The organism is Enterobacter sp. SES19 (assembly GCF_011765665.1).
Taxonomy (GTDB): Bacteria; Pseudomonadota; Gammaproteobacteria; order Enterobacterales; family Enterobacteriaceae; genus Enterobacter; species Enterobacter pseudoroggenkampii.
In genome coordinates this window covers 555,956-580,829 of sequence record NZ_CP050320.1, presented here as the reverse complement: position 1 = coordinate 580,829, position 24,874 = coordinate 555,956, and the positions used below count along the sequence as shown (strand labels likewise).

Below are 24,874 nucleotides of genomic sequence, written 5' to 3'. Positions count from 1 at the left end.
TTAAACCGGCTCGTAGGTTAAGTAGTCAAAGTCTGCGTGGCAGCCGTCACCGCTGATGTCCTCGCAGTGCAGCCCCACAAACGCGCCGGTAAAGAAGCCGCGCCCGCCGATGTAGTCATCCGACAGTTTCCACGCCTCATACGTTACCGGCACGGTGTGCCACGTCTCGCCGTCGAACGAGTAGCTGTAGCGGTAAACCAGCGTATCCACGTCCACACGCAGCCAGACGCTCTCCGCATGTTCCGGCACCGGAATCGGCTGCTCGTGCAGCGGCCACGACGGCACGTTGTGGTCGAGTTGGATCACCTTAATCGTTCTGCCCTGCCCCTCCTCGTAGTCCACAAAGCAGTAACTCCAGTTTTTACTGTTGTAGTAGCAGGTCAGCCCCGCGCTCTGCTGGAAGTGGACCGGCGAGAACTGCATCCGCGTTTCTGAGCGGAAAGCGAAGTGCTGCCAGCGGCGCGCCACGGTCGACTGGGTGAAGGTCGAGTTGAGCGAGTCGTTGCCGTAGAGCCGTAAGTAGCCCGGGCGCGCGGTGAGCGAGCCGAGGGTGTCGTCGAACGGAATGCGCAGGGTCTGCAACTCCGGGTCGAGCGAACTGGCGTCGAAATCGTCCCGCCAGCTGCCCTGAACGGCTGCAGGCTGCTCCGCCACCTGCGGGCCTTTCACGGTCAACTGCGCGTGCTTGCCGCCTTCCACGTACGGCCAGCCGTCGCGCCACTCAATGCGGGCGATGCCGGTCTCGCGCCCCAGCGGGCAGTAGCCGCGCCCGCCGGAGGCCAGCAGCGGCACGCCGGGCAGGCGCAGCGGCCGACTGGTGAGGTAGGCCATGAACCACTCCCCCGTGTGGGTCTGCAGCAGCGAGCCGTGGCCGCTCTTCTGCAGCGGATTCTCCGGCAGGTGCCAGCTGGTCATCATCGTCACCTCCGGGTGCAACTCGTACGGCCCGTCGATGTTTTTGGAACGCAGCACCACGGCGGCGTGCTCGTAGCTGGTGCCCCCTTCGGCCACCATCAGGTAGTACCATCCCGCGTGGCGATAGAGGTGCGCGCCCTCGGTGTAGCAGAGCGGCGTGCCGGTAAACAGGGTTTTACGCTCGGGCGAGAGCGTCCCAGTCTGCGGATCAAACTCCTGCATCACGATGGTGTTGTGCGGGTTGCTGTGGTGGCGCGGCCCCCACGGGCGGTAGATATAGTATTTGCGGCCATCGTCGTCGTGGAACAGGGACGGATCGAACCCGCCGTTGCCCATCGGGATCGGCTCGCTCCACGGCCCCTCAATGGACGGCGCGGTGACGAGGAAGTTGCGGCCGTTTTTCCACGGCGAGTCGACAATCTTCACGTCGGTGTAGAGCAGCCAGAACCTGCCGTCGGCGTAGCTCAGGCACGGCGCCCAGATGCCGCCGGAGTCCGGGTTGCCCTTCATGTCCAGCATCGTCACGCGGTCCAGCGGGGTACTGACCAGCGACCAGTTTTTCAGGTCGCGGGAGTGGTAGATGCGCACGCCCGGGAACCACTCGAAGGTCGAAGTGGCGATGTAGTAGTCCTCGCCCTGACGACACAGGGACGGGTCCGGGTTGAAGCCGGTCAGAATAGGGTTAGTGATTTGCATAGTGCCTCCGGTTAATGGGATGCGGCTGTCGCGGCGTCGGGAACGGCCTCGCCCTGCGCCGCGCGGTGCTTGATCAGCTGCTGGCTGATGGCCTCCACGCGGGCGTCGGTGAGCTTGTAAAACGACAGCATGATGAACATGCCCGCGTAGAGCACCACCGGCACCACGCAGAACAGAATTTTGATGGTGGTCAGCACCTCAACCGGCTGCACGCTGCTGCTGGCGGAGTAGTTGACGTACGCCAGGATCCAGCCCACCACCGCCCCGCCAATCGCCAGGCCAATCTTCAGGCTGAACAGGTAGGTGGAGAACACCAGGCCGTCGAGGCGGCGCCCGCTGCGGCTCTCCTCGTAGTCCACCACGTCAGAGGCCATCAGCCACTGCAGCGGCGTAGTGGTGTTAAAGACGAACAGGAACAGGATGTTGAGGGCGAAAATCAGCGCGATGTGCTCCGCCGGGGTGACGAAAATCAGCAGGCTGATCAGCGAGTAGACGACGATGATCCACTTGAAGGCGGTGACGCGGTCGAAGCGCCCCAGCAGTCGGGAGGAGCAGAGCGAGCCAAACATGGTGGCGAGGCTGCCGTAGAGTAAGAACTGGGTCGCCATCTCCGGGTGATCCATCACGTATTTGACGAAGTAGAGCGTCGCCCCGCCGCGCACCACGTTGGAACAGGTCGCCATCATCTTGAACGCGCACATGATCCGCCACTGGCCGTTGCCGAGCAGCAGCTTCAGATCTTTCGCCACCGACGAGCCCGGCTGCACCTCAAAGGTGTAGCGCTCTTTGGTGGTGAAGAAGCAGACGTAGAGCAGCACCACGCCGGTCAGGCCCAGCACGCACATGGCGCCGAAATAGCCCATCTGCTCATCCCCCTTGCCGATGATGCTCACCAGCGGCAGGGCAATGCCGCTGATGGCGAGCGAGCCCGCCGCCGCCAGGAAGAAGCGCCAGGACTGCAGGGCGTGACGCTCTTTCGGGTCGGCGGTGATGACGCCGGGCATGGCGCAGTAGGGCACGTTAACGAAGGTATAGACCAGGGTCAGGAGAATGTAGGTCACGCAGGCGTAGATGATTTTGCCCTGCGCGGAGAAGTCCGGCGTGTAGAAGGTCAGCACGCAGACGATGCCAAACGGGATGGCGCCCCACAGTAGGAACGGGCGGAACTGGCCGTGCCGCGTGCGGGTGCGGTCTACCAGCAGCCCCATCAGCGGGTCGGTCACGGCGTCGAGCACGCGGGAGATTAAAAACAGCGTCCCCATAATGCCCGCCGACAGGCCGAAGACGTCGGTGTAGAAATAGGCCAGCAGGAACATCGTGGCCTGCCAGACGAAGCCGCAGGCGGTGTCACCCAGCCCGTAGCCAATTTTGTCTTTCATGGTTAATTGCGTCATCAGAATTACACCCTTATGTAGTGTGCTGAATTACAACATCGTGTTAATGGAGTGTAATGAGCTGTTCAATTAACCAGCAATGGTCATATCTTATTTCTGAATTACTTTATTTTGCTTTTGTGACGCCAACGATATATCACAACTTATTGTTTAAATTGATAAAACAAAGACAAGCAAAAGCCGTCCACGGAATATATTCCGTAGACGACAACCGCGTGAAAAATAATTAAAGTCCGAGTGCTTTTTTACCGGCGTTAATTACCTCGATAATTTTATCGGTGTCATAAATACAGCCTTTCCAGGTGCCGCCGCTGACCGACTGTAATGCTGCCCACAGGCGAGTGTCGTCCGGCAAAAAGTCGTGGGCGTGCAGGTCCGGGTGCGTCTGCCGCATTGCCAGCTCGCGCGCGCCCTCCTCCGGCGTCAGCGGGTTGTCCACTGTGCCGATAAAGTTCACGCTACCTGTTAATGTCAGCCGATCGACGGCTATCTCGATGATGTCGTTATCCCGCAGCTTGCCAATCGGCCCGCCCGCCAGCGCCTCCGGCGACACGTGGCCGAAGCAGGCGCCTGTCGACACGCCCGAGAAGCGCGCATCGGTGATTAACGACACCGTCTTGCCCCACGAGATATGCTTCAGCGCGGAGGTGAGCTGATAGGTCTCTTCCATGCCAGTGCCGGACGGCCCGCCGCCGATCACCACCATGATATCGCCCTGCTTGATCTCTTCCCGCTTGATGGCCTTGATTGCCTGCGCTTCCGAGACAAACACCCTCGCCCGGCCGGTGTGGCGGTAAACGCCATCTTCACCGACGACCGACGGGTCGATCGCCGTGGCCTTGATCACCGATCCTTCCGGCGCGATGTTGCCCGTCGGGAAGCAAACCGTTGAGGTCAGCCCTTTCGCTTTTGCCTTCTCCGGCGGCAGGATCACGTCATCCGGATCCACGCCATCCTGCTCGCGCAGGCACTGGCGGAAGCGCGCACGGCGCTCGGAAGCCTGCCACCAGTCGAGGTTCTCGCCCACCGTCTGGCCGGTGACGGTCATGGCGTCCAGATGCAGCAGACCGAGATCGCGCAGATGAAGCATCACCTCCGGCACGCCGCCCGCGAGGAAGGCGCGCACGGTCGGGTGATAGTCCGGGCCGTTGGGCAGCACGCTGACCAAGCGCGGCACCTTACGGTTGACGCGCGTCCAGTGCTCTACGTCCGGGATTGTGCAGCCCGCCGCGTGGGCGATGGCCGGAATGTGCAGCAGTAAATTCGTCGAGCCGCCGAACGCCGCGTGGATCACCATGGCGTTTTCGATGGCTTTGTCAGTCAGGATATCGCGCGTGGTGATGCCGCGGTTATCCAGCTCGCTGACCGCGCGCGCCGACTGGCGGGCGATCTCCAGCCACACCGCCTGTCCGGACGGGGCCAGCGCGGAGTGCGGCAGCGCCAGACCCAGCGCTTCCGCGACCACCTGCGAGGTACCCGCCGTGCCGAGGAACTGACACCCGCCGCCCGGCGAGGCGCAGGCGCGACAGCCCAGCTCGGCGGCCTCCTGCAGGGAGAGTTCATGGTTGGCAAAGCGCGCACCGATGGTCTGCACCTTGCCCGCGTCTTCCCCCACCGTTGGCGGCAGCGTCGCCCCGCCAGGCACCAGAATGGTCGGCAGGTCGTGCATCGAGGCCAGCGCAATCATGGTGGCGGGCAGCCCTTTATCGCAGGTGGCGACGCCAATCACCGCCCGGCGCGTGGGGAGGGAACGAATCAGGCGGCGAAACACGATCGCCGCGTCGTTGCGGTACGGGAGGGAGTCGAACATGCCATGCGTACCCTGAGAGCGCCCGTCGCACGGATCGCTGACAAAGGCCGCAAACGGGATCCCACCGTTGCGGGTGATCTCCTTCGCCGCCGCCTGCATCTGCATCCCGATCTCCCAGTGGCCGGTGTGGTAGCCCAGCGCGACCGGGCGTCCGTCCCCGGCGCGGATGCCGCCCTGGGTGCCGATAATCAGCACCTCTTTGCCGGTCAGCTTGTTGGCGTCCCAGCCCATCCCGGCGTTCTGCGTCATGCCGAACAGGTTGCCGCTGGGGGATTCCATCAGCATCTGCGGGGTCAGCGGCAGCGCGCCCTGCGGCCCCGCCGCGTGGGTGATCACCGCATAAAACGCATCGTCCTGTGGGGTGAAAATCTTCTCGATGGTCATGGTTATCGTCCGGCTCAGCAGAGCTTGAGCTGTTGCAGCAGGGTTTTCAGCTGTGCCTTGCGCGGCGCGTCCAGTGGTGACGCGGGCGGCAGCACGTGCGTGGAGATCGGGCGGCCGCAGAGCACAATCGCCTCTTTAATCACGTTCACGAACGGCGTATCCAGCTGATACATCTGCGGGATTTGCAGCAGGGTCTGATGATACTCAGCCGCTTTCGCCACGTCTTTATCCCGCCAGGCTTTCAGAAGATTCACCGACACCTGCGGAGCAAAGTTGCCGCTCGCCGAGATCGCCCCGTCACCGCCGAGCAGCAGGGTATTAAACAGATGATCGTCGTAGCCGCAGAGCACGGTGAAGTGCGGGTGAGCGGCTTTGACGGTGTGGATCATGCTGCGCAGGTGGGCGACGGAGTCGATGGTGTCTTTGATGCCGACGATGTTGCTGCGCGAGTCGGCCAGGGTTTTCACCAGCGCCGGGGTCAGATCCTGCCCGGTCAGCGCCGGGAAGTTATAGAGCATCACCGGCAGCGTGACGCTGTCGGCCACCTGCTCGAAATAGCGGATCAGGTTCGCTTCCGACACTTTCCAGTAGTAGGGGTTGATCACCACGATGCCGTCCGCCCCCGCCTGCTGCGCGTGCTGGCTGAGCGCAATGGTTTCCCGGGCGTTGGTGCCGCCGGTGCCGATCAGGACCGGTACGCGACGATCGACATGATCGATCGCAAACTGGGCAATGGTTTTACGCTCTTCGGCGCCGAGCTGGGAGAACTCGCCGCCGCTGCCCAGGAAGAACAGGCCGTCAACGCCTGCTTTGATCAGATCGTCGATCAGCGCGGCGGTGCCCTGCTTATCGAGCTGGCCGTCGGCGGTAAAGATGGTGGAGACTGGGGGAATGATTCCCGTGAACAACGCGGACTGCGGCATGAGATCTCCTTTTTGAATCATTTTGTTCTACATTATAGAACAGCGTTCATTAATTTAACGATCATACTATGACGCAGAAAAAGCGCAGGTAAATGAGAGATGAGGAAGGAGTGCGGGAAATTTAAGCTGGATCACATATTGCCCCTCACCCCGGCCCTCTCCCCAAAGGGGCGAGGGGGAAAAGATGGCTCGGTGCAGTCCCCTCTCCCCTTTGGGGAGAGGGTTAGGGTGAGGGGTAAGGGTTACTCTACCAGCATCTTCACCACAACTTTCCTGACCTTAGCAGGTGCCCCCACCGCGCACAGCGGCTTATGCACCTCGCCCGGCCAGAACACCACGAAATCCCCTTCGCTCAGCACCACGGTTTTCTCCTGCCCGCCTTCCGGCAGGAACGCAATGTCTTTCTCCGCCAGCCAGTCGGTGTCGGGCGTGCCGGGCGGCAGGGTGCTGAAGGTCATCCCCTCCTGACCCTTCATCACGATCTGAATATCCAGATAGCGCGCGTGGTACTCGGCGCGGCGCTCGGCGAACGGCTGGGTTGTATCTTCAGAGACCAGATAAAACAGGCTGTTGCCGTTGATGTCGTGTTTCCCGAGCGGCGTGGCGTCGGTGACGTGGGCTTTGACGTGCTCAATGGCCTGACGCAGATCGTCAGGCAGCCAGGACTGCAGATGGTGAATGTTGCCGATAATCATGTTTCAACCCTCAATATAAAACAATGTTTCATTTTTATCTTTTATACGAGAATCCCGGCTGCCATACCAGCCCTTTTTGGACGAGGTTTGCGCGAGCGCATGTTTATCGGGAAAGGTGTTAATTCACTGTTAATCCTGCCCGGGCATTTATGCAGGGGTTATGCATAACCTCGATCGGCGCTTATCCCACGGCTGCTCTAACCTCTTGATCATGCACTCTAATTAACAAAACCTGTTGCCGCCTCACACTTTACTGTTTTGATAATTTGCTCTAAAAAACCATAATTATTTATTGATTTTTCTTAAGTCAAAAATAGTTAATTACGTTAATTGCATAGCCATTCTCACTCATGGCTCTTATCGTTTAAAATCAGTCACATAACAATATATGTCAAAAGATTAAAATCTACAAAATAATAACAAACCCAAATAATGCCACCGGATCCTGCTTAGCTATTCATCCCTCACTAATATGAAATTAATCATTATCTGATGCGAATCATGCAAATGAAAACAAACCGCCTAATATCCATTTTCGCGTGAGCAATATCACAATACGGATTATTTAACTGCCTAGTATGAATTACGAAATCAATTGAGCTTAGCCGCCATGTAATTAAATACGTTACATGGCGCATGCCCTTTTTATTCTGAAAAACAGTTAAAGGAATAATTATGGAAAAGCATTACGTCGGTTCTGAAATTGGTCAATTGCGTAGCGTTATGCTGCACCGCCCTAATTTAAGTCTGAAGCGTCTCACGCCATCAAACTGTCAGGAGCTCCTTTTCGATGACGTGCTCTCGGTTGAGCGGGCGGGTGAGGAGCATGACATCTTCGCAAACACGCTGCGCGAGCAGGGTGTGGAAGTCCTGCTGTTGACCGACCTTCTGACACAAACCCTTGATATTGCTGAGGCGAAAGCCTGGCTGCTGGAGACGCAAATCTCTGACTATCGCCTCGGCCCTACCTTTGCCAGCGACGTCCGCGGCTGGCTGGCGGATATGCCGCACCGCGAGCTGGCGCGCAGATTAAGCGGCGGATTAACCTACGGTGAAATTCCGGCAGCCATTAAAAATATGGTGGTCGATACCCACACGGCGAATGATTTTATTATGAAGCCGCTGCCGAACCATTTATTTACCCGCGATACCTCCTGCTGGATTTATAACGGCGTGTCCATTAACCCGATGGCCAAACCGGCCCGTCAGCGCGAAACGAATAACCTGCGGGCAATATATCGCTGGCACCCGGCGTTTGCCGACGGCGATTTTATTAAGTATTTCGGCGACGAGAATATTAATTACGACCACGCCACCTTAGAAGGCGGCGACGTATTAGTGATTGGCCGCGGTGCGGTGCTGATCGGCATGTCCGAACGCACCACCCCGCAGGGCGTGGAGTTTCTCGCCAACAGCCTGTTCAAACACCGCCAGGCCGAGCGCGTGATCGCCGTTGAGCTGCCAAAACACCGCTCCTGCATGCACCTCGACACCGTCATGACCCACATCGACGTGGACACCTTCTCCGTTTACCCGGAAGTGGTGCGCAAAGACGCCCAGTGCTGGACGCTCACCCCGGACGGACGCGGCGGCCTGCTGCGCACCCAGGAAACCGACCTACTGCACGCCATCGAGAAAGCGCTCGGCATTAGCCAGGTGCGCCTGATCACCACCGGCGGAGACGCATTTGAAGCCGAACGCGAGCAGTGGAACGACGCCAACAACGTGCTAACCATCCGCCCGGGCGTGGTGATTGGCTACGAGCGCAACGTCTGGACCAACGAGAAGTACGACAAGGCGGGTATCACCGTGCTGCCCATCCCGGGCGACGAGCTGGGACGCGGCCGCGGCGGCGCGCGCTGCATGAGCTGCCCGCTGGAACGCGACGGAATTTAAAGGAGCCATCATGGAACGAAAACCCACTCTGGTTGTGGCCCTGGGCGGCAACGCGCTGCTCAAGCGCGGCGAGCCGCTGGAAGCAGAGATCCAGCGCCAGAACATCGAGCAGGCCGCCCGCACCATCGCCGGGCTGACGGCGCAGTGGCGCGTGGTGCTGGTGCACGGCAACGGGCCGCAGGTCGGGCTGCTGGCGCTGCAAAATAGCGCCTACGACAAAGTCACGCCCTACCCGCTGGACGTTCTCGGCGCGGAAAGCCAGGGAATGATCGGCTACATGCTCCAGCAGGCGCTGAAAAACAGCCTGCCGCAGCGCGAGGTTAGCGTTCTGCTCACGCAGGTAGAAGTGGACGCCGCCGACCCGGCCTTCAGCAACCCGACCAAGTACATCGGCCCGGTCTACAGCGAAGCCCAGGCAAAAACGCTGGCCGCGGAGAAAGGCTGGGTGTTTAAGGCCGACGGCAGCTACGTCCGCCGCGTGGTGCCGTCACCGCAGCCGAAGCGCATCGTCGAGAGCGACGCCATCACGGCGCTGATCCAGCGCGACCACCTGGTGATCTGCAACGGTGGCGGCGGCGTGCCGGTGGTGGAACACGCCAACGGCTATCGCGGGATCGAGGCGGTAATCGACAAAGACCTCTCCGCCGCCCTGCTGGCGAGGCAAATCGAGGCCGACGCCCTGCTGATCCTCACCGACGCCGACGCGGTGTACCTCGACTGGGGCAAGCCGACCCAGCGCCCGCTGGCACAGGTGACGCCGGAGCTGCTCAAAGGCATGCAGTTCGACGCCGGATCGATGGGGCCGAAAGTGGCCGCCTGCCGCGAGTTTGTTGAAGCCTGCAACGGCATTGCCGGGATCGGCGCGCTGGCCGACGGCGCGGAGATCCTCGCGGGCGAGAAAGGCACGTTGATTCGTAACTGAACACTCATTTTAAAAAGGATTTAGCCATGACCATCAACCTGAAAAACCGCAACTTCCTGAAACTGTTGGACTACACCCCGGCGGAGATCCAGTACCTGATCGACCTCGCCATTGAGCTGAAGGCCGCTAAAAAAGCCGGGCGCGAGAAGCAAACCCTGGTCGGGAAAAACATCGCCCTGATCTTTGAAAAAACCTCCACCCGCACCCGCTGCGCCTTCGAAGTGGGCGCGTTCGACCAGGGCGCGCAGGTCACCTACCTCGGCCCAAGCGGATCGCAGATCGGCCATAAAGAGTCGATGAAAGACACCGCCCGCGTGCTGGGCCGCATGTACGACGGCATCGAATACCGCGGCTATGGTCAGGCCATCGTCGAAGAGCTGGGCGAGTACGCGGGCGTGCCGGTGTGGAACGGCCTGACCGACGAGTTTCACCCAACGCAAATCCTCGCCGACCTGATGACCATGCTGGAGCACGCGCCGGGCAAAACCCTGCCGGAGCTGAGCTTTGCCTATCTCGGCGACGCGCGCAACAACATGGGCAACTCCCTGATGGTGGGCGCGGCCAAGATGGGGATGGACATCCGCCTCGTCGCGCCGAAATCCTTCTGGCCGGAAGCGGGGCTGGTTGAGCAGTGCCGCGCCATCGCGAAAGAGACGGGCGCGCGCATCACCCTCACCGACGACGTGGAAGAAGGCGTGCGGGGGACCGATTTCCTCTACACCGACGTGTGGGTCTCCATGGGCGAGCCAAAGGAAGCCTGGGCCGAGCGCGTCAGCCTGATGAAGCCGTATCAGATTAACGCGCAGGTGATGAAAGCCACCGGCAACCCGAACGTCAAGTTCATGCACTGCCTGCCCGCGTTCCACAACGAGCACACCAAAGTGGGCCGCGAGATCGAGATGGCGTACGGCCTGAAAGGGCTGGAGGTGACGGAAGAGGTCTTTGAATCACCGAACTCCATCGTCTTCGACGAAGCAGAAAACCGCATGCACACCATTAAAGCGGTCATGGTGGCGACACTCGGCGACTAATCACCGCCCGGCGCGCCGCGGGGTGCGCCGGGTTAAGGAGAACATCATGGGCAAGTTCAAGTTTCCCTCCGCTTACACCATTCTCTTCTTTCTGATCGCCGTCGTCGCAGCGCTGAGCTGGGTTGTCCCGGCCGGTCAGTACCATATGGCAATGAACGAGGCGCTCGGCAAAGAAGTGCCGGTTGCCGGAACCTACGCGCACGTGGCGGCGCATCCGCAGGGGCTGGTTTCGGTGCTGATGGCACCGATTGCCGGGCTGTACGATCCGGAATCCGGCCAGGCCGGGGCGATCGACGTGGCGCTGTTTATTCTGATCATCGGGGGATTTCTCGGGATCGTCACCAAAACCGGGGCAATTGACGCCGGGATCGAGCGCGTCACCACCCGGCTTCGCGGCCGCGAAGAGTGGATGATCCCGATCCTGATGGCGCTGTTTGCCGCAGGAGGCACGATTTACGGTATGGCCGAAGAGTCTCTGCCGTTCTACACCCTGCTGGTGCCGGTAATGCTGGCCGCGCGTTTCGATCCGGTGGTCGCCGCCTCCACCGTGCTGCTTGGCGCGGGGATCGGCACGCTGGGTTCCACCATCAACCCGTTTGCAACGGTCATCGCCGCCAACGCCGCCGGGATCCCCTTCACCAACGGCATCGCCCTGCGCGTGGCGCTGCTGGTCATCGGCTGGATCATCTGCGTTGCGTGGGTAATGCGTTACGCCCGCAAGGTGCGCAAGGATCCGTCGCTGTCGATCGTCGCAGACAAGCAGGAAGAGAACTGCGCCCATTTCCTCGGCAACAAGGGCGAACAGTCGCTGGAATTTACCCCAGTGCGCAAAATCATCCTGGTGATTTTCGCCCTCGCCTTCGCGGTGATGATTTACGGCGTGGCGGTACTGGGCTGGTGGATGGCGGAGATATCGGCGGTGTTTCTCGCCAGCGCGATTATCGTCGGCCTGATCGCCCGCATGAGCGAAGAGGAGCTGACCTCGACGTTTATCAACGGCGCGCGAGATTTGCTGGGCGTCGCGCTGATTATCGGCATCGCGCGCGGTATCGTAGTGATCATGGATAAGGGCATGATTACCCACACCATTTTGCACAGCGCCGAGGGGATGGTTACCGGGTTATCGACGGTGGCGTTCATCAACGTGATGTACTGGCTGGAAGTGGTGCTGTCGTTTCTTGTGCCTTCTTCGTCCGGCCTGGCCGTTCTGACGATGCCGATCATGGCGCCCCTTGCCGATTTCGCTAACGTCAACCGCGACCTGGTGGTTACGGCTTACCAGTCGGCCTCCGGCATCGTTAATCTGGTCACTCCCACCTCTGCCGTCGTGATGGGCGGGCTGGCGATCGCCCGCGTGCCCTACGTGCGCTATCTGAAATGGGTGGCACCGCTGCTGGGGATATTAACGGTAGTGATCATGGTGGCGTTGAGCCTGGGTGCCTTGTTGTGATTTGCCGGATGGCGCTGCGCTTATCCGGCCTACGGATCGGTGCGGTGCCACCGGTTATTTCGGGAACTGATATGGGAACTATGATGGATTACGAAGAGTACTCTCCCAAAGAACAACTACAGCTGACGGTCTGCCAGCGTCTGATAGCAGAAAAGAGCTATCTCTCCCAGGAGGAGATCCGCCGGGATTTGCAGGAGCGTGGTTTTGAGACCATCAGCCAGTCCACCGTTTCACGTCTGCTTAAATTGCTCGGTGTCATAAAAATTCGAAATGCCAAAGGGCTAAAGATTTATTCGCTGAATCCCCAGCTGCGCCCTGCCCCCGACGCCGCGCGTACCGTGTCCGAAATGGTGGTCAGCGTCGAGCATAATAGCGAGTTTATCCTTGTGCATACCGTCGCCGGATATGGCCGCGCGGTGGCGCGTATTCTGGATTATCACCAGCTGCCGGAAATTTTAGGCGTGGTGGCTGGCAGCAGTATCGTCTGGGTCGCTCCCCGGGTCGTGAAGCGCACCGCGCTGGTGCATAAGCAAATTAATTATTTACTCAGAACGAATTAATATTCATAAAGAACCGTTTGCATTGAGTAAAGCGTGCATTAAATCGCTTGATCCGAAAAGCGAGCTGCGTATAATGCCCGACAATTTGCCGGGAGGAAGCATGGTCAAGCGTGTACGACATAACGTCTTACCGCGTCTGAAATCAGACGCTGGCCTGCCGTTTTTCTTCCCGTTGCTAAACCTATTCCCAGAGCCCCTCATTTGAGGGGCTTTTTTTTGCCCGGCGTCAGGAGATAAACATGAATCCGCTTTATCAAAAACACATCATTTCCATAAACGACCTCAGCCGCGAAGAGCTGGAACTGGTTCTGGAAACCGCGGCAAAACTGAAGGCCAATCCGCAACCGGAGCTGCTGAAGCACAAGGTGATTGCGAGCTGCTTCTTTGAAGCCTCGACCCGCACCCGCCTCTCCTTTGAGACCTCCATGCACCGCCTGGGGGCGAGCGTGGTGGGCTTCTCGGACAGCAGCAACACGTCGCTGGGTAAAAAAGGCGAGACCCTGGCGGATACCATTTCAGTGATTAGCACCTACGTCGACGCGATTGTGATGCGTCATCCGCAGGAGGGTGCGGCGCGCCTGGCGACCGAGTTCTCCGGCGGCATTCCGGTACTGAACGCCGGTGACGGTGCCAACCAGCATCCGACGCAGACCCTGCTGGATCTGTTCACCATTCAGGAGACCCAGGGCAAGCTCGAGAACCTGAATATCGCCATGGTCGGCGACCTGAAATATGGCCGCACCGTCCACTCCCTGACGCAGGCGCTGGCGAAATTTAACGGCAACCGCTTCTACTTCATCGCGCCTGACGCGCTGGCGATGCCGCAGTACATTCTCGACATGCTGGATGAGAAAGGCATTGCGTGGAGCCTGCATGCCAGCATCGAAGAGGTGATGAGCCACGTGGATATTCTGTACATGACCCGCGTGCAGAAAGAGCGTCTGGACCCGTCCGAATACGCCAACGTGAAGGCGCAGTTCGTGCTGCGCGCCAGCGACCTGGAAGGCGCACGCAACAACATGAAGGTCCTGCATCCGCTGCCGCGCATCGATGAGATCACCACAGACGTCGATAAAACGCCGCACGCCTGGTACTTCCAGCAGGCCGGAAACGGCATTTTCGCCCGCCAGGCGTTACTGGCACTGGTTCTGAATCGCGAATTAGCTCTGTAAGGGGAGACGACCATGACACACGATAACAAACTCCAGGTTGAAGCCATCAAGCGTGGCACCGTGATTGACCACATCCCTGCGCAGGTGGGCTTTAAGCTGCTGACGCTGTTCAAACTGACCGAAACCGACCAGCGCATCACCATCGGCCTGAACCTGCCGTCGGGCGAAATGGGCCGCAAGGACCTGATTAAAATCGAGAACACCTTCCTGACCGACGAGCAGGTTAACCAGCTGTCGCTGTACGCGCCGGACGCCACCGTCAACCGCATCGACGAGTATGAAGTGGTCGGCAAATCCCGCCCGAGCCTGCCGGATCGCATCGAAAACGTGCTGGTTTGCCCGAACAGCAACTGCATCAGTCATGCTGAGCCGGTTTCCTCCAGCTTTGCAGTGAAAAAACGCGCCGATGACATCGCGCTCAAATGCAAATACTGCGAAAAAGAGTTTTCTCATTATGTGGTGCTGGCCAACTAATTGAGGTTGGTAATGAAATCCCGGCTGTTATAATGGCCGGGAACATTCTTAACGCTGTAATTCTGGAGAAAACATGAGCAAAGTACTCGCGACGGAAAATGCACCAGCCGCTATCGGCCCTTACGTTCAGGGCGTTGATCTGGGCAGCATGATCATCACTTCAGGCCAGATCCCCGTAAACCCAAAAACCGGCGCGGTGCCGGAAGATGTCGCGGCGCAGGCGCGTCAGTCGCTGGAAAACGTGCAGGCTATCGTTGAATCTGCTGGCCTGAAAGTGGGTGATATCGTGAAAACCACCGTGTTCGTGAAGGATCTGAACGATTTCGCGACCGTTAATGCCACCTACGAAGCGTTCTTCACCGAGCATAACGCCACCTTCCCGGCGCGCTCCTGCGTGGAAGTGGCGCGTCTGCCAAAAGACGTGAAAATTGAAATCGAAGCGATTGCCGTTCGTCGTTAATTCGCTTTGTCGATAAAAAAAGGCAGCCCAGGCTGCCTTTTTTGTTGCTTGCTACTGATTCCGCGTTGCTCTCAGTAGCGTCTCCAGCGGATAAACCGCCGCAATCACCACTTCGTCCTGCACTTTCGCCGCGTTATCCAGCTCGCTCTGAATCGAGGCGATCTCTTTGTCATCCAGCGTGCCCTGACGCGCCACCAGATCCGTCAGGCGAAGGCCAATGGAGGCCAGCTTATCCACCTCCTGGATCACCGGCTTCATTGCCTTCAGCTGATAGCTGTTTTCGCTTAAGGCCAGCGCGTCGCTGGTGTTGCTCTGCCAGCGGTTAAAGACGTGACGCAGGGCGTCGGCGCTTTCCGTGTCTTCCGCATCGCTCACCAGACGGTCCGCCCATTTGAGCATCTGGCGCACGGTGGCGCTTTCGGCGTTCAGCGCATCCGCAAAGCGGTTGAGCGGCTCGAACTGATGATAGTTTCCGGCCTGGAACTTCAGGTGCTGACGGGTGTAATACTGCGCCGGTTCAATGGCCTGAGCGAGGATCTGCAGCGGCAGGGTGTCGGCATTACCGGCGAGGCGCGTGAACTGCACCTGCTGCTGGGTATGCTGCTGCAGCCCGACCGACACCGTCGACCAGCTGTCCATCGCCTGCAGGCGGGTGTACATGTTGTCGACATCGTTGACGTCCTGCGCGGACCACAACCGCTCCGCCACCGCAAACGTACGCGGCCACAGGCGGATATCCAGCACTGGCGCCACCACGTTTTCCGCCCACAGCGCCGCTTCGCCGCCGAGCAGGTTGGCCTGGTTCGCCACGTCCGGCACGACGGGCGGAACGCCTTTCGGCACGTCGTCCAGACGCGTGCCGCTAATCGGGTAGCGCGTATTCCCGACAAGGAAATAGCCGGAGAGTTTGTCTTTATCGACGGTGACGACCGGGCGCGTTTCGCCCATCCACGTATCGACGGTAAACGTGACCTGGCTGTCATCGCGCCACTCGATGTTCTGCACCGCACGGCGCGATTTCCCGGCAAAATCAATAAACCCGCGCCAGCCGGCATCCCCTTTCACCAGGGTGAAGCTCCCCTCCACCGGCTTGCCCTTCAGGCGCGGCATGGAGAAGGCCCAGCTCTGGGCGCTGTCGGTGTCGGCTATCACATCCACGCCGTTTAACCCCTGTGGGACGATCTCGTTGCGGTAGTGATAGGCGGTGGACTGGGGCTGGTCGAGATAAAAGCCGGTCGACAGAATGCCCTTGTAGCCGTTCTGCGCCACCTGCCCCAGCGCGTCCTGCCCCTGCCAGGACTGGATCAGAATGCTTTTCGGCAGGTCAGGATGGTAGATCTCATCCCAGCCGACCATCTGGCGGTGATGCTTCTCGAGGATCGTTTCCAGCTTGCGGTTGAAGTAAGCCTGCAGCGCGTGGCTGTCCGCCAGCCTGTTGTCGCGCATAAACTGCTGGATTGCCGGGTTCGCTTTCCACTGGCTGTCGTCCACTTCGTCGCCGCCGATGTGCAGATACGGATCGGGGAAGATCGCCGCCAGTTCGCTGACCATCGCGTCAGCAAAGGCGTAAGTCGCCTCTTTGGTGGGATCGAGAACCGGCTTCAGCACGCCCCAGTGGCGTTCCATGGCGTACGGCCCCGGGGCGCTCATCAGCTCCGGGTAGGCCACGGCAATCGCCGAGGCGTGGCCCGGCATGTCGATCTCCGGCACCACGCGAATGCCGCGCTCGGCGGCGTAACGCACCACCTCACGCATCTGTTCAGGCGTGTAGAACAGCCCGTCGCTGGCAAGCTGCGTCAGCTTAGGGTAGCGCTTCGAGCTGAAGCGCCAGCCCTGGTCGTCGGTTAAGTGCCAGTGCAGCACGTTGAGCTTCGCCGCAGCCATGCCGTCGATCTGGCGTTTGATATCCGGCAGCGGGATAAAGTGACGTGCCGAATCGAGCAGCAGCCCGCGCCACGGGAAACGCGGCGAATCTTCAATGGTAACCCACGGCAGAGAGGTATTTTCCGCCCCGTTCTGCATCAGCTGGAGCAGGGTTTCCATGGCGCGCAAGGCACCGAAACGGGTGTTGGCGGAGATAGTCACGCCGTTGGCATCCACCGTGAGCCTATAGCTTTCATCGCTGTCCGGCAGCGGCTGCGGCTTTACCTTTTTAGCGATGGCGATGCGGATAGTCGGTTTGTCTGGCTTTTCAGCCTGAGGCTGCAGCGTCCAGCCGGTTTGCAGGGCGATGCGCTGGCGCAGGCGGTTGACGGCGTCGCCCAGATCGTCGCCGCTGACGCTGACAGAGATTTTATCGTTAAGCACCAGCGCGCCCTGGGTCGTCGGGCGTTCGACCTTCGCAGGCCAGGGCATTAAGGGGAGATCCCCTGCCGGGGCGGCAAAGGCAGAGGCGCCGAGCATCAGCCCGGCGGTTAAGAGACTGTACCGTAACATGAATGTTCCTTATCTGACGGGCCAAATAAAGGCAAAACATTCTGTTAACATGCGCTCAATTTGTCGTCAAGCGAATGCGCCGACGGAGATCACAGGTTGTTGAATTTGAGAGGAAAGCCAGTCCCCTCACCCCGGCCCTCTCCCCAAAGGGGCGAGGGTGAAAGGCGGCACCGAGCGGTCCCCTCTCCCTTTCAGGGAGAGGGCTAGGGTGAGGGTATGTTTTTACTGCCACCCATACCGACGCGCATAGAACCCTTTCACCATCTGCGTCAGCACCATATACCCCGCGAGGATCGCCACCAGCCACGGGAAGTAGCTCAGCGGCAACGCCTGCAGCTGCAGGTAGCTCGCCAGCGGTGAGAACGGCAGCGCGATGCCGAGCGCCATCACAATCCCCGTCATCACAATCAGCGGCCATGCGGCACGGCTCTGGATGAATGGAATGCGGCGCGTGCGGATCATATGCACAATCAGCGTCTGCGACAGCAGCCCGACCACGAACCAGCCGGACTGGAACAACGTCTGGTGTTCCGGGGTGTTGGCATGGAACACAAACCACATCAGGCAGAAGGTCAGGATGTCGAAGATGGAGCTGATCGGGCCAAAGAACAGCATGAAACGCCCGAGATCTGCCGGGTTCCAGTGCTGCGGCTTCTGGATCTGCTCGTCGTCCACGTTATCAAACGGGATAGCCACCTGAGACACGTCGTACATCAGGTTCTGGATCAGCAGGTGCAGCGGCAGCATCGGCAGGAACGGCAGAAACGCGCTCGCCACCAGCACGCTGAAGACGTTACCGAAGTTGGAGCTGGCGGTCATCTTGATGTACTTGAGCATATTGGCGAAGGTACGGCGCCCTTCGATGACGCCCTCCTCCAGCACCATCAGGCTCTTTTCCAGCAGAATGATATCCGCCGCTTCGCGGGCAATATCGACCGCCCCGTCTACGGAGATACCGATATCCGCCGCACGCAGAGCGGGCGCGTCGTTGATGCCGTCGCCCATAAAGCCCACCACGTGCCCTTCGCGCTTAAGCAGGGTGACGATGCGCTCTTTGTGCATCGGCGTCAGGCGGGCAAACAGCGTGGTACGCTGGGCAAGCTTCGCCAGCTCGTCATCAGAGAGATGTTCAATATCGCTCCCCACTACCACGTCACCCGCGTCCAGCCCCACCTCGTGGCACACTTTGGCCGCCACCAGCTCGCTGTCGCCGGTGAGAATTTTGACGGTAATGCCGCTCGCCTTCAGCGCTTTCAGCGCCGGTGCGGTGGTCTCTTTCGGCGGATCGAGGAAGGCGATGTAACCCTCGAGGATCAGATCGGATTCGTCGATACGCTGATAGTCACCCTCGCGCGCCGGCAGGAACTTGCTCGCCACCGCCACCACGCGCAGCCCCTGACGGTTCAGGTTGTCGGTAACGCGCTTGATGCGGCGCAGCATGGTGTCGTCCAGCGGCACGATGTCGCCGTTATAGCGAACCTGCGTGGACACGTTCAGGATCTCCTGCAACGCGCCTTTGCAGATCAGCTGATGCACATCCGTCTGCTCGCTCACCACCACCGACATCCGGCGGCGCTCGAAGTCGAACGGGATCTCATCCACCTTCTGCCAGCGGCCGGAGAGCGTGCGGGCGGACTCTTCATCTACCCCTTCCAGCACCGCGACGTCGAGCAGGTTTTTCAGCCCGGTCTGGTAATGGCTGTTCAGCCACGCGCTGTGCAGCACGCGCTCGCTGGTTTTGCCGGAGATATCGGTGTGGTTCTCCAGCACGATTTTGTCCTGCGTCAGGGTGCCGGTTTTATCGGTGCAGAGGATGTCCATCGCGCCAAAGTTTTGAATGGCGTCGAGGTGTTTGACGATCACCTTCTGTTTCGACAGTTTTACCGCCCCGCGCGCCAGCGTGGAGGTGACAATCATCGGCAGCATTTCCGGCGTTAAGCCGACGGCCACGGAGAGCGCAAACAGCGCCGCTTCCCACCAGTCGCCTTTGGTGTAGCCGTTGATCAGCAGCACGATCGGCGTCATCACCATCATAAAGCGGATCAGCAGCATGCTGACGCGGCCAATGCCTTTCTGGAAGGCGTTCGGCTCGCTCTCCTGCTCGCTGACGCGCCCGGCAAGCTGACCAAACCAGGTGTTGCCCCCGGTGGCGGTGACAATCGCCTGCGCGGTGCCGCTGACGACCGTGGTACCCATAAAGCACAGGGTGTCGCACTCGAGCGGGTTCATCTGCTGCGGGTCACGGCTGCGCGCCACCTTTTCAACGGGCAGGGATTCCCCGGTCAGGGAAGCCTGCGCGACGAAGAGATCGCGCGCCTGGATGATGCGTAAATCCGCCGGGATCATGTCCCCCGCGGCCAGCTTCACCAGATCGCCCGGCACCAGCTGGTCGATAGGCAATTCCACCCAGGCGTTTTCGCCGAGATCGTTGATCACGCGCGAGACGGTCGCGGTGTTGCTGACCATCGCCTTCAGGGCGTCCGCCGCTTTGGTGGAGCGGGCCTCCTGAATAAAATTCAGCAGCGTGGAGATGCCCACCATCAGGGCAATCACCCCTGCGGCAAACAGATCTTCCGTCGCGTAGGAGATGAGGCCGAGCACGGTCAGCAGCAGGTTGAACGGGTTGCGGTAGCAGAGCCACAGATGCACCCACCACGGAGACGGCTTTTGTGCCGGAATGAGGTTATCGCCGTGCACGGCGCGGATTTTTTCCACTTCTAACGCGTTCAGCCCTTCCGGGTGTCCGCCAAAGGCGCGCCAGACTTCGTTTTCATCCATCGCCGCCGCGTTCAGGCAGCGTTCGGTCAGGGACGCGGGGATCGCCGCCCCCGCCATGTTTTTGGCGTTTGGCAGCGGGTCGCGCTGAACCAGACGGTGTGGCAGGTGGCGGCTCAGCAGGGCCTGCAGCTGCCGGGTGATATTTTTAAACATAGTCATTCCTCCGCATCCGCGAATGCGGACGCAGCATTTCCTTCAGGCGTGGCAAGGCCGTACCTGAGAGGCACTCAATTTTTCAAGCAGGAACGTTTGGGACGTTGCTGCCTCACATCACCGGTGAGTCAGCAACAGGCTGGCTTACCGGAAAGAACGCATTCTCCCGTTCAGGAGAGGTGTGGGATCGGGATCCATGAAGCCTCCGGTAAGTAAAAAGTAGGGTGTCGCCGCGCAGTATAAGGATTTAAGCGTACCCTTTGTGACGATTCGGGCGGTATTATACCCCCCTGCAAATAAACCGAACGTAAACCAGACTTTGCCCATAGCGAAATCGCGCTATAGCATTAGGCTCAATTGACCATTTTGTCGTTGTTACAGGGAATACAGCATGCAGAACCGCCTTACGATTAAAGACATCGCGCGTTTAAGCGGCGTGGGGAAATCAACCGTCTCACGCGTGCTGAACAACGAAAGCGGCGTCAGCGAACGCACCCGCGAGCGCGTTGAGGCGGTCATGAATCAGCACGGCTTTTCCCCTTCCCGCTCCGCGCGCGCCATGCGCGGGCAGAGTGACAAAGTGGTCGCCATCATTGTTTCGCGTCTGGACTCTCTGTCTGAAAACCTCGCCGTGCAGACCATGCTGCCCGCCTTCTATGAGCAGGGATATGACCCGATCATGATGGAGAGCCAGTTCTCGCCACAGCTGGTGGAAGAACATCTGGGCATGCTCCAGCGGCGCAACATTGACGGCGTGGTGCTGTTCGGCTTTACCGGCATCAAAGACGAGATGCTAAAACCCTGGCAGCCGTCGCTGGTGCTGCTGGCGCGCGATGCCCACGGTTTTGCCTCCGTCTGCTATGACGACGAGGGCGCGATTATCACCCTGATGCAGCGCCTGTTTGACGAAGGCCATCGTCATATCAGCTTCCTCGGCGTGCCGCACGCGGACGTCACCACAGGCAAGCGTCGCCATGAGGCCTATCTGGCCTTTTGCAAAAAGCACAACCTCTCCGCCGTGGCCTCTCTGCCGGGGCTGGGCATGAAGCAGGGCTACGAGCAGGTCGCCAGCGTTCTGACGCCGCAGACCACCGCGCTGGTGTGCGCCACGGATACCCTGGCGCTGGGTGCCAGCAAATATCTGCAGGAGCAGCGCATCGATAACCTGCAGGTGGCGAGCGTCGGCAGCACGCCGCTGATGAAGTTCCTGCACCCGGAGATCATCACCGTCGATCCGGGCTACGCCGAGTCCGGCAGACAGGCCGCCGCGCAGCTGATCGAGCAGATCAACGGGCGCGCTGAGCCGCGTCAGATCGTCATTCCCGCTCACCTTTCGTAACCCTCCTAAAACAGATTATTGTGATCTTCGCCTGATTTCGGGAACGTTCCCATTTTCGCCGTCACGCTGAAGGAGTAGGCTTGCGCTCAGGTCATTACACCCCCTCACCATCTGTCATGAGGTTTCATGATGAGTAAAGTCAAACAAGCAGATATCGATCGGCTGATCGTCCTGGTCGGCGGCCGCGAAAACATCGCTACCGTCAGCCATTGCATTACCCGCCTGCGCTTCGTGCTGAACGATCCGGCCAAAGCTAACCCGAAGGCCATTGAAGAACTCTCCATGGTTAAAGGCTGCTTCACCAACGCCGGTCAGTTCCAGGTCGTGATTGGTACCGAAGTGGGCGATTACTATCAGGCTCTGCTGGCAACGACCGGGCACTCCTCCGCCGATAAAGAGCAGGCGAAGAAGGCCGCGCGCCAGAACATGAAGTGGCACGAGCAGCTGATTTCCCACTTCGCGGAGATCTTCTTCCCGCTCCTGCCGGCGCTGATCAGCGGAGGCTTGATCTTAGGCTTCCGTAACGTCATCGGCGACGTGCCGATGAGCGACGGCAAAACCCTGGCGCAGATGTATCCGGCGCTGAAAACCGTGTACGACTTCCTGTGGCTGATTGGCGAGGCGATCTTCTTCTATCTGCCGGTCGGGATCTGCTGGTCCGCGGTGCGCAAGATGGGCGGTACGCCGATCCTCGGTATCGTACTGGGCGTCACGCTGGTCTCTCCGCAGTTAATGAACGCTTACTTACTTGGTCAGCAGGTGCCTGAGGTGTGGAACTTCGGCCTGTTTACTATCGCCAAAGTGGGCTATCAGGCGCAGGTTATTCCGGCCCTGCTGGCGGGGCTGGCGCTGGGCTTTATTGAAACCCGACTGAAGCGCATCGTGCCGGATTACCTCTATCTGGTGGTGGTGCCGGTCTGCTCGCTGATTCTGGCGGTCTTCCTGGCGCACGCCTTTATCGGTCCGTTTGGCCGCATGATTGGCGACGGCGTGGCCTTCGCGGTGCGCCACCTGATGACCGGCAGCTTCGCCCCGATTGGCGCCGCGCTGTTTGGCTTCCTGTACGCTCCGCTGGTGATCACCGGCGTGCACCAGACCACGCTGGCCATTGATATGCAGATGATCCAGAGCCTCGGCGGCACGCCGGTCTGGCCGATTATCGCCCTGTCTAACATTGCTCAGGCGTCCGCGGTGACCGGCATCATCATCGTCAGCCGCAAGCACAACGAACGCGAGATCTCCGTTCCGGCGGCCATCTCCGCCTACCTCGGCGTCACCGAACCGGCGATGTACGGTATCAACCTGAAATACCGCTTCCCGATGCTCTGCGCGATGATCGGTTCCGGTCTGGCGGGCCTGGTGTGCGGACTGAACGGCGTAATGGCAAACGGGATTGGCGTCGGCGGCCTGCCGGGCATCCTCTCCATCCAGCCCGCTTACTGGCAGGTATTCGCCCTGGCAATGGCCATCGCGATTATCGTCCCAATGGCGCTGACTACCGTGGTTTATCAGCGTAAGTTCCGTCAGGGCTCGCTGCAGATTGTTTAATCTCTCTCTTTCGGGGCGCAGTTGCGCCCCTTCGCATTTGCAGGAACACACTATGAATACCCTTCCTCACTGGTGGCAAAACGGCGTTATCTACCAGATTTACCCCAAGAGTTTCCAGGACACCACCGGCAGCGGCACCGGCGATTTACGCGGCGTGACGCAGCGTCTGGACTACCTGAAAACCCTCGGCATCGACGCCATCTGGCTGACGCCGTTTTATATCTCCCCGCAGGTGGATAACGGCTACGACGTGGCGAATTACACCGCCATCGACCCGGCGTACGGCACGCTGGATGACTTTGACGAGCTGGTCACCGAGGCGCACCAGCGCGGCATTCGCATCGTGCTGGATATGGTGTTCAACCACACCTCAACCCAGCACCCCTGGTTCCGGGAATCGCTGAACAAAGAGAGCCCGTACCGCCAGTTCTACATCTGGCGCGACGGCACGCCTGAGCAGTTGCCCAACAACTGGCGCTCCAAGTTTGGCGGCAACGCCTGGCGCTGGCACGCGGAGAGCGAGCAGTATTACCTGCACCTGTTCGCGCCGGAGCAGGCGGACCTCAACTGGGAAAACCCGGCGGTGCGCGGCGAGCTGAAAAAGGTGTGCGAGTTCTGGGCCGACCGCGGCGTCGACGGCTTGCGCCTCGATGTCATTAACCTGATTTCGAAAGATCAGGATTTCCCGAATGACGAGGCGGGCGACGGTCGCCGCTTCTACACTGACGGGCCGCGCATCCATGAATATCTGCAGGAGATGAGCCGCGACGTCTTTACCCCGCGCAACCTGATGACGGTAGGCGAGATGTCCTCAACCTCGCTGGAGAACTGCCAGCAGTACGCGTCGCTCGACGGAAGCGAGCTGTCGATGACCTTTAACTTCCACCACCTGAAGGTGGACTACCCCGGCGGCGAAAAGTGGACGAAGGCGAAGCCGGACTTCGTGGCGCTGAAAACCCTCTTCCGCCACTGGCAGCAGGGGATGCATAACAAAGCCTGGAACGCGCTGTTCTGGTGTAACCACGACCAGCCGCGCATCGTGTCGCGCTTCGGTGACGAAGGAGAATACCGGGTTCACGCCGCGAAGATGCTCGGGATGGTGCTGCACGGCATGCAGGGCACGCCGTATATTTATCAGGGCGAAGAGCTGGGGATGACGAACCCGCACTTCAGCCGCATCACCGATTACCGCGATGTGGAAAGCCTGAACATGTTTGCCGAACTGCGCGCCAACGGCCGCGATCCGGATGAGTTACTGGCGATTCTGGCGAGTAAGTCCCGGGATAATGGCCGCACGCCAATGCAGTGGGACGCGTCGCACAATGCGGGCTTTAGCGAGGGCGAACCGTGGATTGGCGTCTGCGACAACTACGAAACCGTGAACGCCCACGCGGCGCTGGACGATGCGGATTCCGTTTTCTATACCTATCAGTCGCTGACTAGCCTGCGCAAAACCCTGCCGGTGCTGACGTGGGGGGATTATGAGGATCTCCTGCCGGAACACCCTTCCCTGTGGTGCTACCGTCGCCAGTGGCAGGGGCAGACCCTGATTGTTGCGGCAAACCTGAGCAATACGCCTCAGGAATGGCAGACAGACCTTCTCAGCGGTAAGTTGCAGGTGTTGATGAGTAACTACCCGACACCGCAAACGACGTCGCTGCGTCCGTTTGAAGCCGTCTGGTGGTTGCAACAGTAACCGTCCTGCCGGGTGCAGCCCTGCACCCGGCTTACTTTACTGTTTTTGTTGAATAATTAATCAGATTTTTCTCGCTCGCCTTTACAAATGCTGTAGCGCCCGCCGTTTGTACTCTCGCCTTTTTACTTTGTTCTGAATCAAA

Annotated in this window: 19 protein-coding genes and 1 pseudogene; 12 read left to right on the top strand and 8 right to left on the bottom strand. The window is 59.8% G+C overall.

Annotation, left to right across the window (positions count from 1 at the left end; genetic code table 11):
• From GXP72_RS02660 to GXP72_RS02640, 5 genes are all read right to left on the bottom strand, one after another.
• Entirely contained in the window at nt 1-1,611 is a 1,611-nt protein-coding gene (locus GXP72_RS02660) for a glycoside hydrolase family 43 protein (RefSeq protein ID WP_208763457.1), read from the bottom strand.
• 11 nt (nt 1,612-1,622) lie between these two features.
• Complete coding sequence (locus GXP72_RS02655; RefSeq protein WP_208763456.1) at nt 1,623-3,005, bottom strand: MFS transporter; 1,383 nt, start codon at nt 3,003-3,005, stop codon at nt 1,623-1,625.
• Between the two features lie 226 nt (nt 3,006-3,231).
• Nucleotides 3,232-5,199, bottom strand: a complete 1,968-nt coding sequence (yagF, locus tag GXP72_RS02650) for a xylonate dehydratase YagF (RefSeq protein WP_208763455.1) — start codon at nt 5,197-5,199, stop codon at nt 3,232-3,234.
• Between the two features lie 14 nt (nt 5,200-5,213).
• Entirely contained in the window at nt 5,214-6,122 is a 909-nt protein-coding gene (yagE, locus tag GXP72_RS02645; RefSeq protein WP_032651481.1) for a 2-keto-3-deoxygluconate aldolase, read from the bottom strand.
• Nucleotides 6,123-6,364: 242 nt separating this feature from the next.
• Nucleotides 6,365-6,817: a YhcH/YjgK/YiaL family protein gene (locus GXP72_RS02640; RefSeq protein ID WP_048992983.1), complete on the bottom strand. Its 453-nt coding sequence runs from the start codon at nt 6,815-6,817 to the stop codon at nt 6,365-6,367.
• A gap of 675 nt (nt 6,818-7,492) precedes the next feature.
• Here GXP72_RS02640 and arcA point away from each other — a divergent pair.
• The 5 genes from arcA (at nt 7,493) to GXP72_RS02615 (ending at nt 12,676) form a co-directional block, all read left to right on the top strand.
• Nucleotides 7,493-8,713, top strand: a complete 1,221-nt coding sequence (arcA, locus tag GXP72_RS02635) for an arginine deiminase (RefSeq protein WP_208763454.1) — start codon at nt 7,493-7,495, stop codon at nt 8,711-8,713.
• A gap of 10 nt (nt 8,714-8,723) precedes the next feature.
• Nucleotides 8,724-9,635, top strand: coding sequence for a carbamate kinase (arcC, locus tag GXP72_RS02630; RefSeq protein WP_148768609.1), 912 nt, complete (start codon nt 8,724-8,726; stop codon nt 9,633-9,635).
• A 26-nt stretch (nt 9,636-9,661) separates the two neighbouring features.
• Nucleotides 9,662-10,666 (top strand): ornithine carbamoyltransferase, encoded by a 1,005-nt coding sequence (argF, locus tag GXP72_RS02625; protein ID WP_032651476.1) that lies wholly within the window; start codon nt 9,662-9,664, stop codon nt 10,664-10,666.
• A 46-nt stretch (nt 10,667-10,712) separates the two neighbouring features.
• A complete protein-coding gene (locus GXP72_RS02620; protein ID WP_208763453.1) occupies nt 10,713-12,116 on the top strand; it encodes a YfcC family protein in 1,404 nt (467 codons plus the stop codon).
• Nucleotides 12,117-12,196: 80 nt separating this feature from the next.
• Nucleotides 12,197-12,676 carry an ArgR family transcriptional regulator gene (locus GXP72_RS02615; RefSeq protein WP_024907261.1) on the top strand — a complete coding sequence of 160 codons (480 nt, stop codon included), beginning with the start codon at nt 12,197-12,199 and terminating at the stop codon, nt 12,674-12,676.
• On the opposite strand, the pseudogene GXP72_RS02610 reads toward GXP72_RS02615, so the two are convergent.
• Nucleotides 12,673-12,797, bottom strand: a pseudogene (locus GXP72_RS02610) (hypothetical protein). The gene GXP72_RS02615 and the pseudogene GXP72_RS02610 overlap by 4 nt on opposite strands.
• Here GXP72_RS02610 and GXP72_RS02605 point away from each other — a divergent pair.
• The 4 genes from GXP72_RS02605 (at nt 12,777) to ridA (ending at nt 14,782) form a co-directional block, all read left to right on the top strand.
• Entirely contained in the window at nt 12,777-12,881 is a 105-nt protein-coding gene (locus GXP72_RS02605) for a pyrBI operon leader peptide (RefSeq protein ID WP_022646880.1), read from the top strand. The pseudogene GXP72_RS02610 and the gene GXP72_RS02605 sit on opposite strands and share 21 nt — an antisense overlap.
• 34 nt (nt 12,882-12,915) lie before the next feature.
• Nucleotides 12,916-13,848 (top strand): aspartate carbamoyltransferase, encoded by a 933-nt coding sequence (gene pyrB, locus GXP72_RS02600; protein WP_208763452.1) that lies wholly within the window; start codon nt 12,916-12,918, stop codon nt 13,846-13,848.
• 12 nt (nt 13,849-13,860) lie between these two features.
• Nucleotides 13,861-14,322, top strand: a complete 462-nt coding sequence (pyrI, locus tag GXP72_RS02595; protein WP_045908062.1) for an aspartate carbamoyltransferase regulatory subunit — start codon at nt 13,861-13,863, stop codon at nt 14,320-14,322.
• 73 nt (nt 14,323-14,395) lie between these two features.
• Nucleotides 14,396-14,782 carry a 2-iminobutanoate/2-iminopropanoate deaminase gene (gene ridA, locus GXP72_RS02590; protein ID WP_008501391.1) on the top strand — a complete coding sequence of 129 codons (387 nt, stop codon included), beginning with the start codon at nt 14,396-14,398 and terminating at the stop codon, nt 14,780-14,782.
• Between the two features lie 51 nt (nt 14,783-14,833).
• On the opposite strand, the gene GXP72_RS02585 is transcribed toward ridA, so the two are convergent.
• Nucleotides 14,834-17,218 (bottom strand): family 20 glycosylhydrolase, encoded by a 2,385-nt coding sequence (locus GXP72_RS02585; protein ID WP_208763451.1) that lies wholly within the window; start codon nt 17,216-17,218, stop codon nt 14,834-14,836.
• Nucleotides 17,219-17,440: 222 nt separating this feature from the next.
• A complete protein-coding gene (mgtA, locus tag GXP72_RS02580) occupies nt 17,441-20,149 on the bottom strand; it encodes a magnesium-translocating P-type ATPase (protein WP_024907265.1) in 2,709 nt (902 codons plus the stop codon).
• Between the two features lie 391 nt (nt 20,150-20,540).
• Between mgtA and treR the strand changes: the two genes are divergently transcribed.
• The 3 genes from treR (at nt 20,541) to treC (ending at nt 24,732) form a co-directional block, all read left to right on the top strand.
• A complete protein-coding gene (gene treR, locus GXP72_RS02575; protein ID WP_032651468.1) occupies nt 20,541-21,488 on the top strand; it encodes a trehalose operon repressor TreR in 948 nt (315 codons plus the stop codon).
• Nucleotides 21,489-21,617: 129 nt separating this feature from the next.
• Nucleotides 21,618-23,036 carry a PTS trehalose transporter subunit IIBC gene (gene treB, locus GXP72_RS02570; protein ID WP_029739268.1) on the top strand — a complete coding sequence of 473 codons (1,419 nt, stop codon included), beginning with the start codon at nt 21,618-21,620 and terminating at the stop codon, nt 23,034-23,036.
• A 52-nt stretch (nt 23,037-23,088) separates the two neighbouring features.
• Complete coding sequence (gene treC, locus GXP72_RS02565) at nt 23,089-24,732, top strand: alpha,alpha-phosphotrehalase (protein ID WP_208763450.1); 1,644 nt, start codon at nt 23,089-23,091, stop codon at nt 24,730-24,732.
• Nucleotides 24,733-24,874 lie beyond the last annotated feature (142 nt).

Coding starts and splice junctions, on each gene's coding strand:
- pyrI (WP_045908062.1), top strand. CDS start 13,861: ATGACACACGATAACAAACTCCAGGTTGAAGCCATCAAGCGTGGCACC.
- arcA (WP_208763454.1), top strand. CDS start 7,493: ATGGAAAAGCATTACGTCGGTTCTGAAATTGGTCAATTGCGTAGCGTT.
- treB (WP_029739268.1), top strand. CDS start 21,618: ATGAGTAAAGTCAAACAAGCAGATATCGATCGGCTGATCGTCCTGGTC.
- mgtA (WP_024907265.1), bottom strand. CDS start 20,149: ATGTTTAAAAATATCACCCGGCAGCTGCAGGCCCTGCTGAGCCGCCAC.
- treR (WP_032651468.1), top strand. CDS start 20,541: ATGCAGAACCGCCTTACGATTAAAGACATCGCGCGTTTAAGCGGCGTG.
- GXP72_RS02620 (WP_208763453.1), top strand. CDS start 10,713: ATGGGCAAGTTCAAGTTTCCCTCCGCTTACACCATTCTCTTCTTTCTG.
- GXP72_RS02615 (WP_024907261.1), top strand. CDS start 12,197: ATGATGGATTACGAAGAGTACTCTCCCAAAGAACAACTACAGCTGACG.
- GXP72_RS02640 (WP_048992983.1), bottom strand. CDS start 6,817: ATGATTATCGGCAACATTCACCATCTGCAGTCCTGGCTGCCTGACGAT.
- pyrB (WP_208763452.1), top strand. CDS start 12,916: ATGAATCCGCTTTATCAAAAACACATCATTTCCATAAACGACCTCAGC.
- argF (WP_032651476.1), top strand. CDS start 9,662: ATGACCATCAACCTGAAAAACCGCAACTTCCTGAAACTGTTGGACTAC.
- GXP72_RS02605 (WP_022646880.1), top strand. CDS start 12,777: ATGGTCAAGCGTGTACGACATAACGTCTTACCGCGTCTGAAATCAGAC.
- ridA (WP_008501391.1), top strand. CDS start 14,396: ATGAGCAAAGTACTCGCGACGGAAAATGCACCAGCCGCTATCGGCCCT.
- arcC (WP_148768609.1), top strand. CDS start 8,724: ATGGAACGAAAACCCACTCTGGTTGTGGCCCTGGGCGGCAACGCGCTG.
- yagE (WP_032651481.1), bottom strand. CDS start 6,122: ATGCCGCAGTCCGCGTTGTTCACGGGAATCATTCCCCCAGTCTCCACC.
- treC (WP_208763450.1), top strand. CDS start 23,089: ATGAATACCCTTCCTCACTGGTGGCAAAACGGCGTTATCTACCAGATT.
- GXP72_RS02655 (WP_208763456.1), bottom strand. CDS start 3,005: ATGACGCAATTAACCATGAAAGACAAAATTGGCTACGGGCTGGGTGAC.
- yagF (WP_208763455.1), bottom strand. CDS start 5,199: ATGACCATCGAGAAGATTTTCACCCCACAGGACGATGCGTTTTATGCG.
- GXP72_RS02585 (WP_208763451.1), bottom strand. CDS start 17,218: ATGTTACGGTACAGTCTCTTAACCGCCGGGCTGATGCTCGGCGCCTCT.
- GXP72_RS02660 (WP_208763457.1), bottom strand. CDS start 1,611: ATGCAAATCACTAACCCTATTCTGACCGGCTTCAACCCGGACCCGTCC.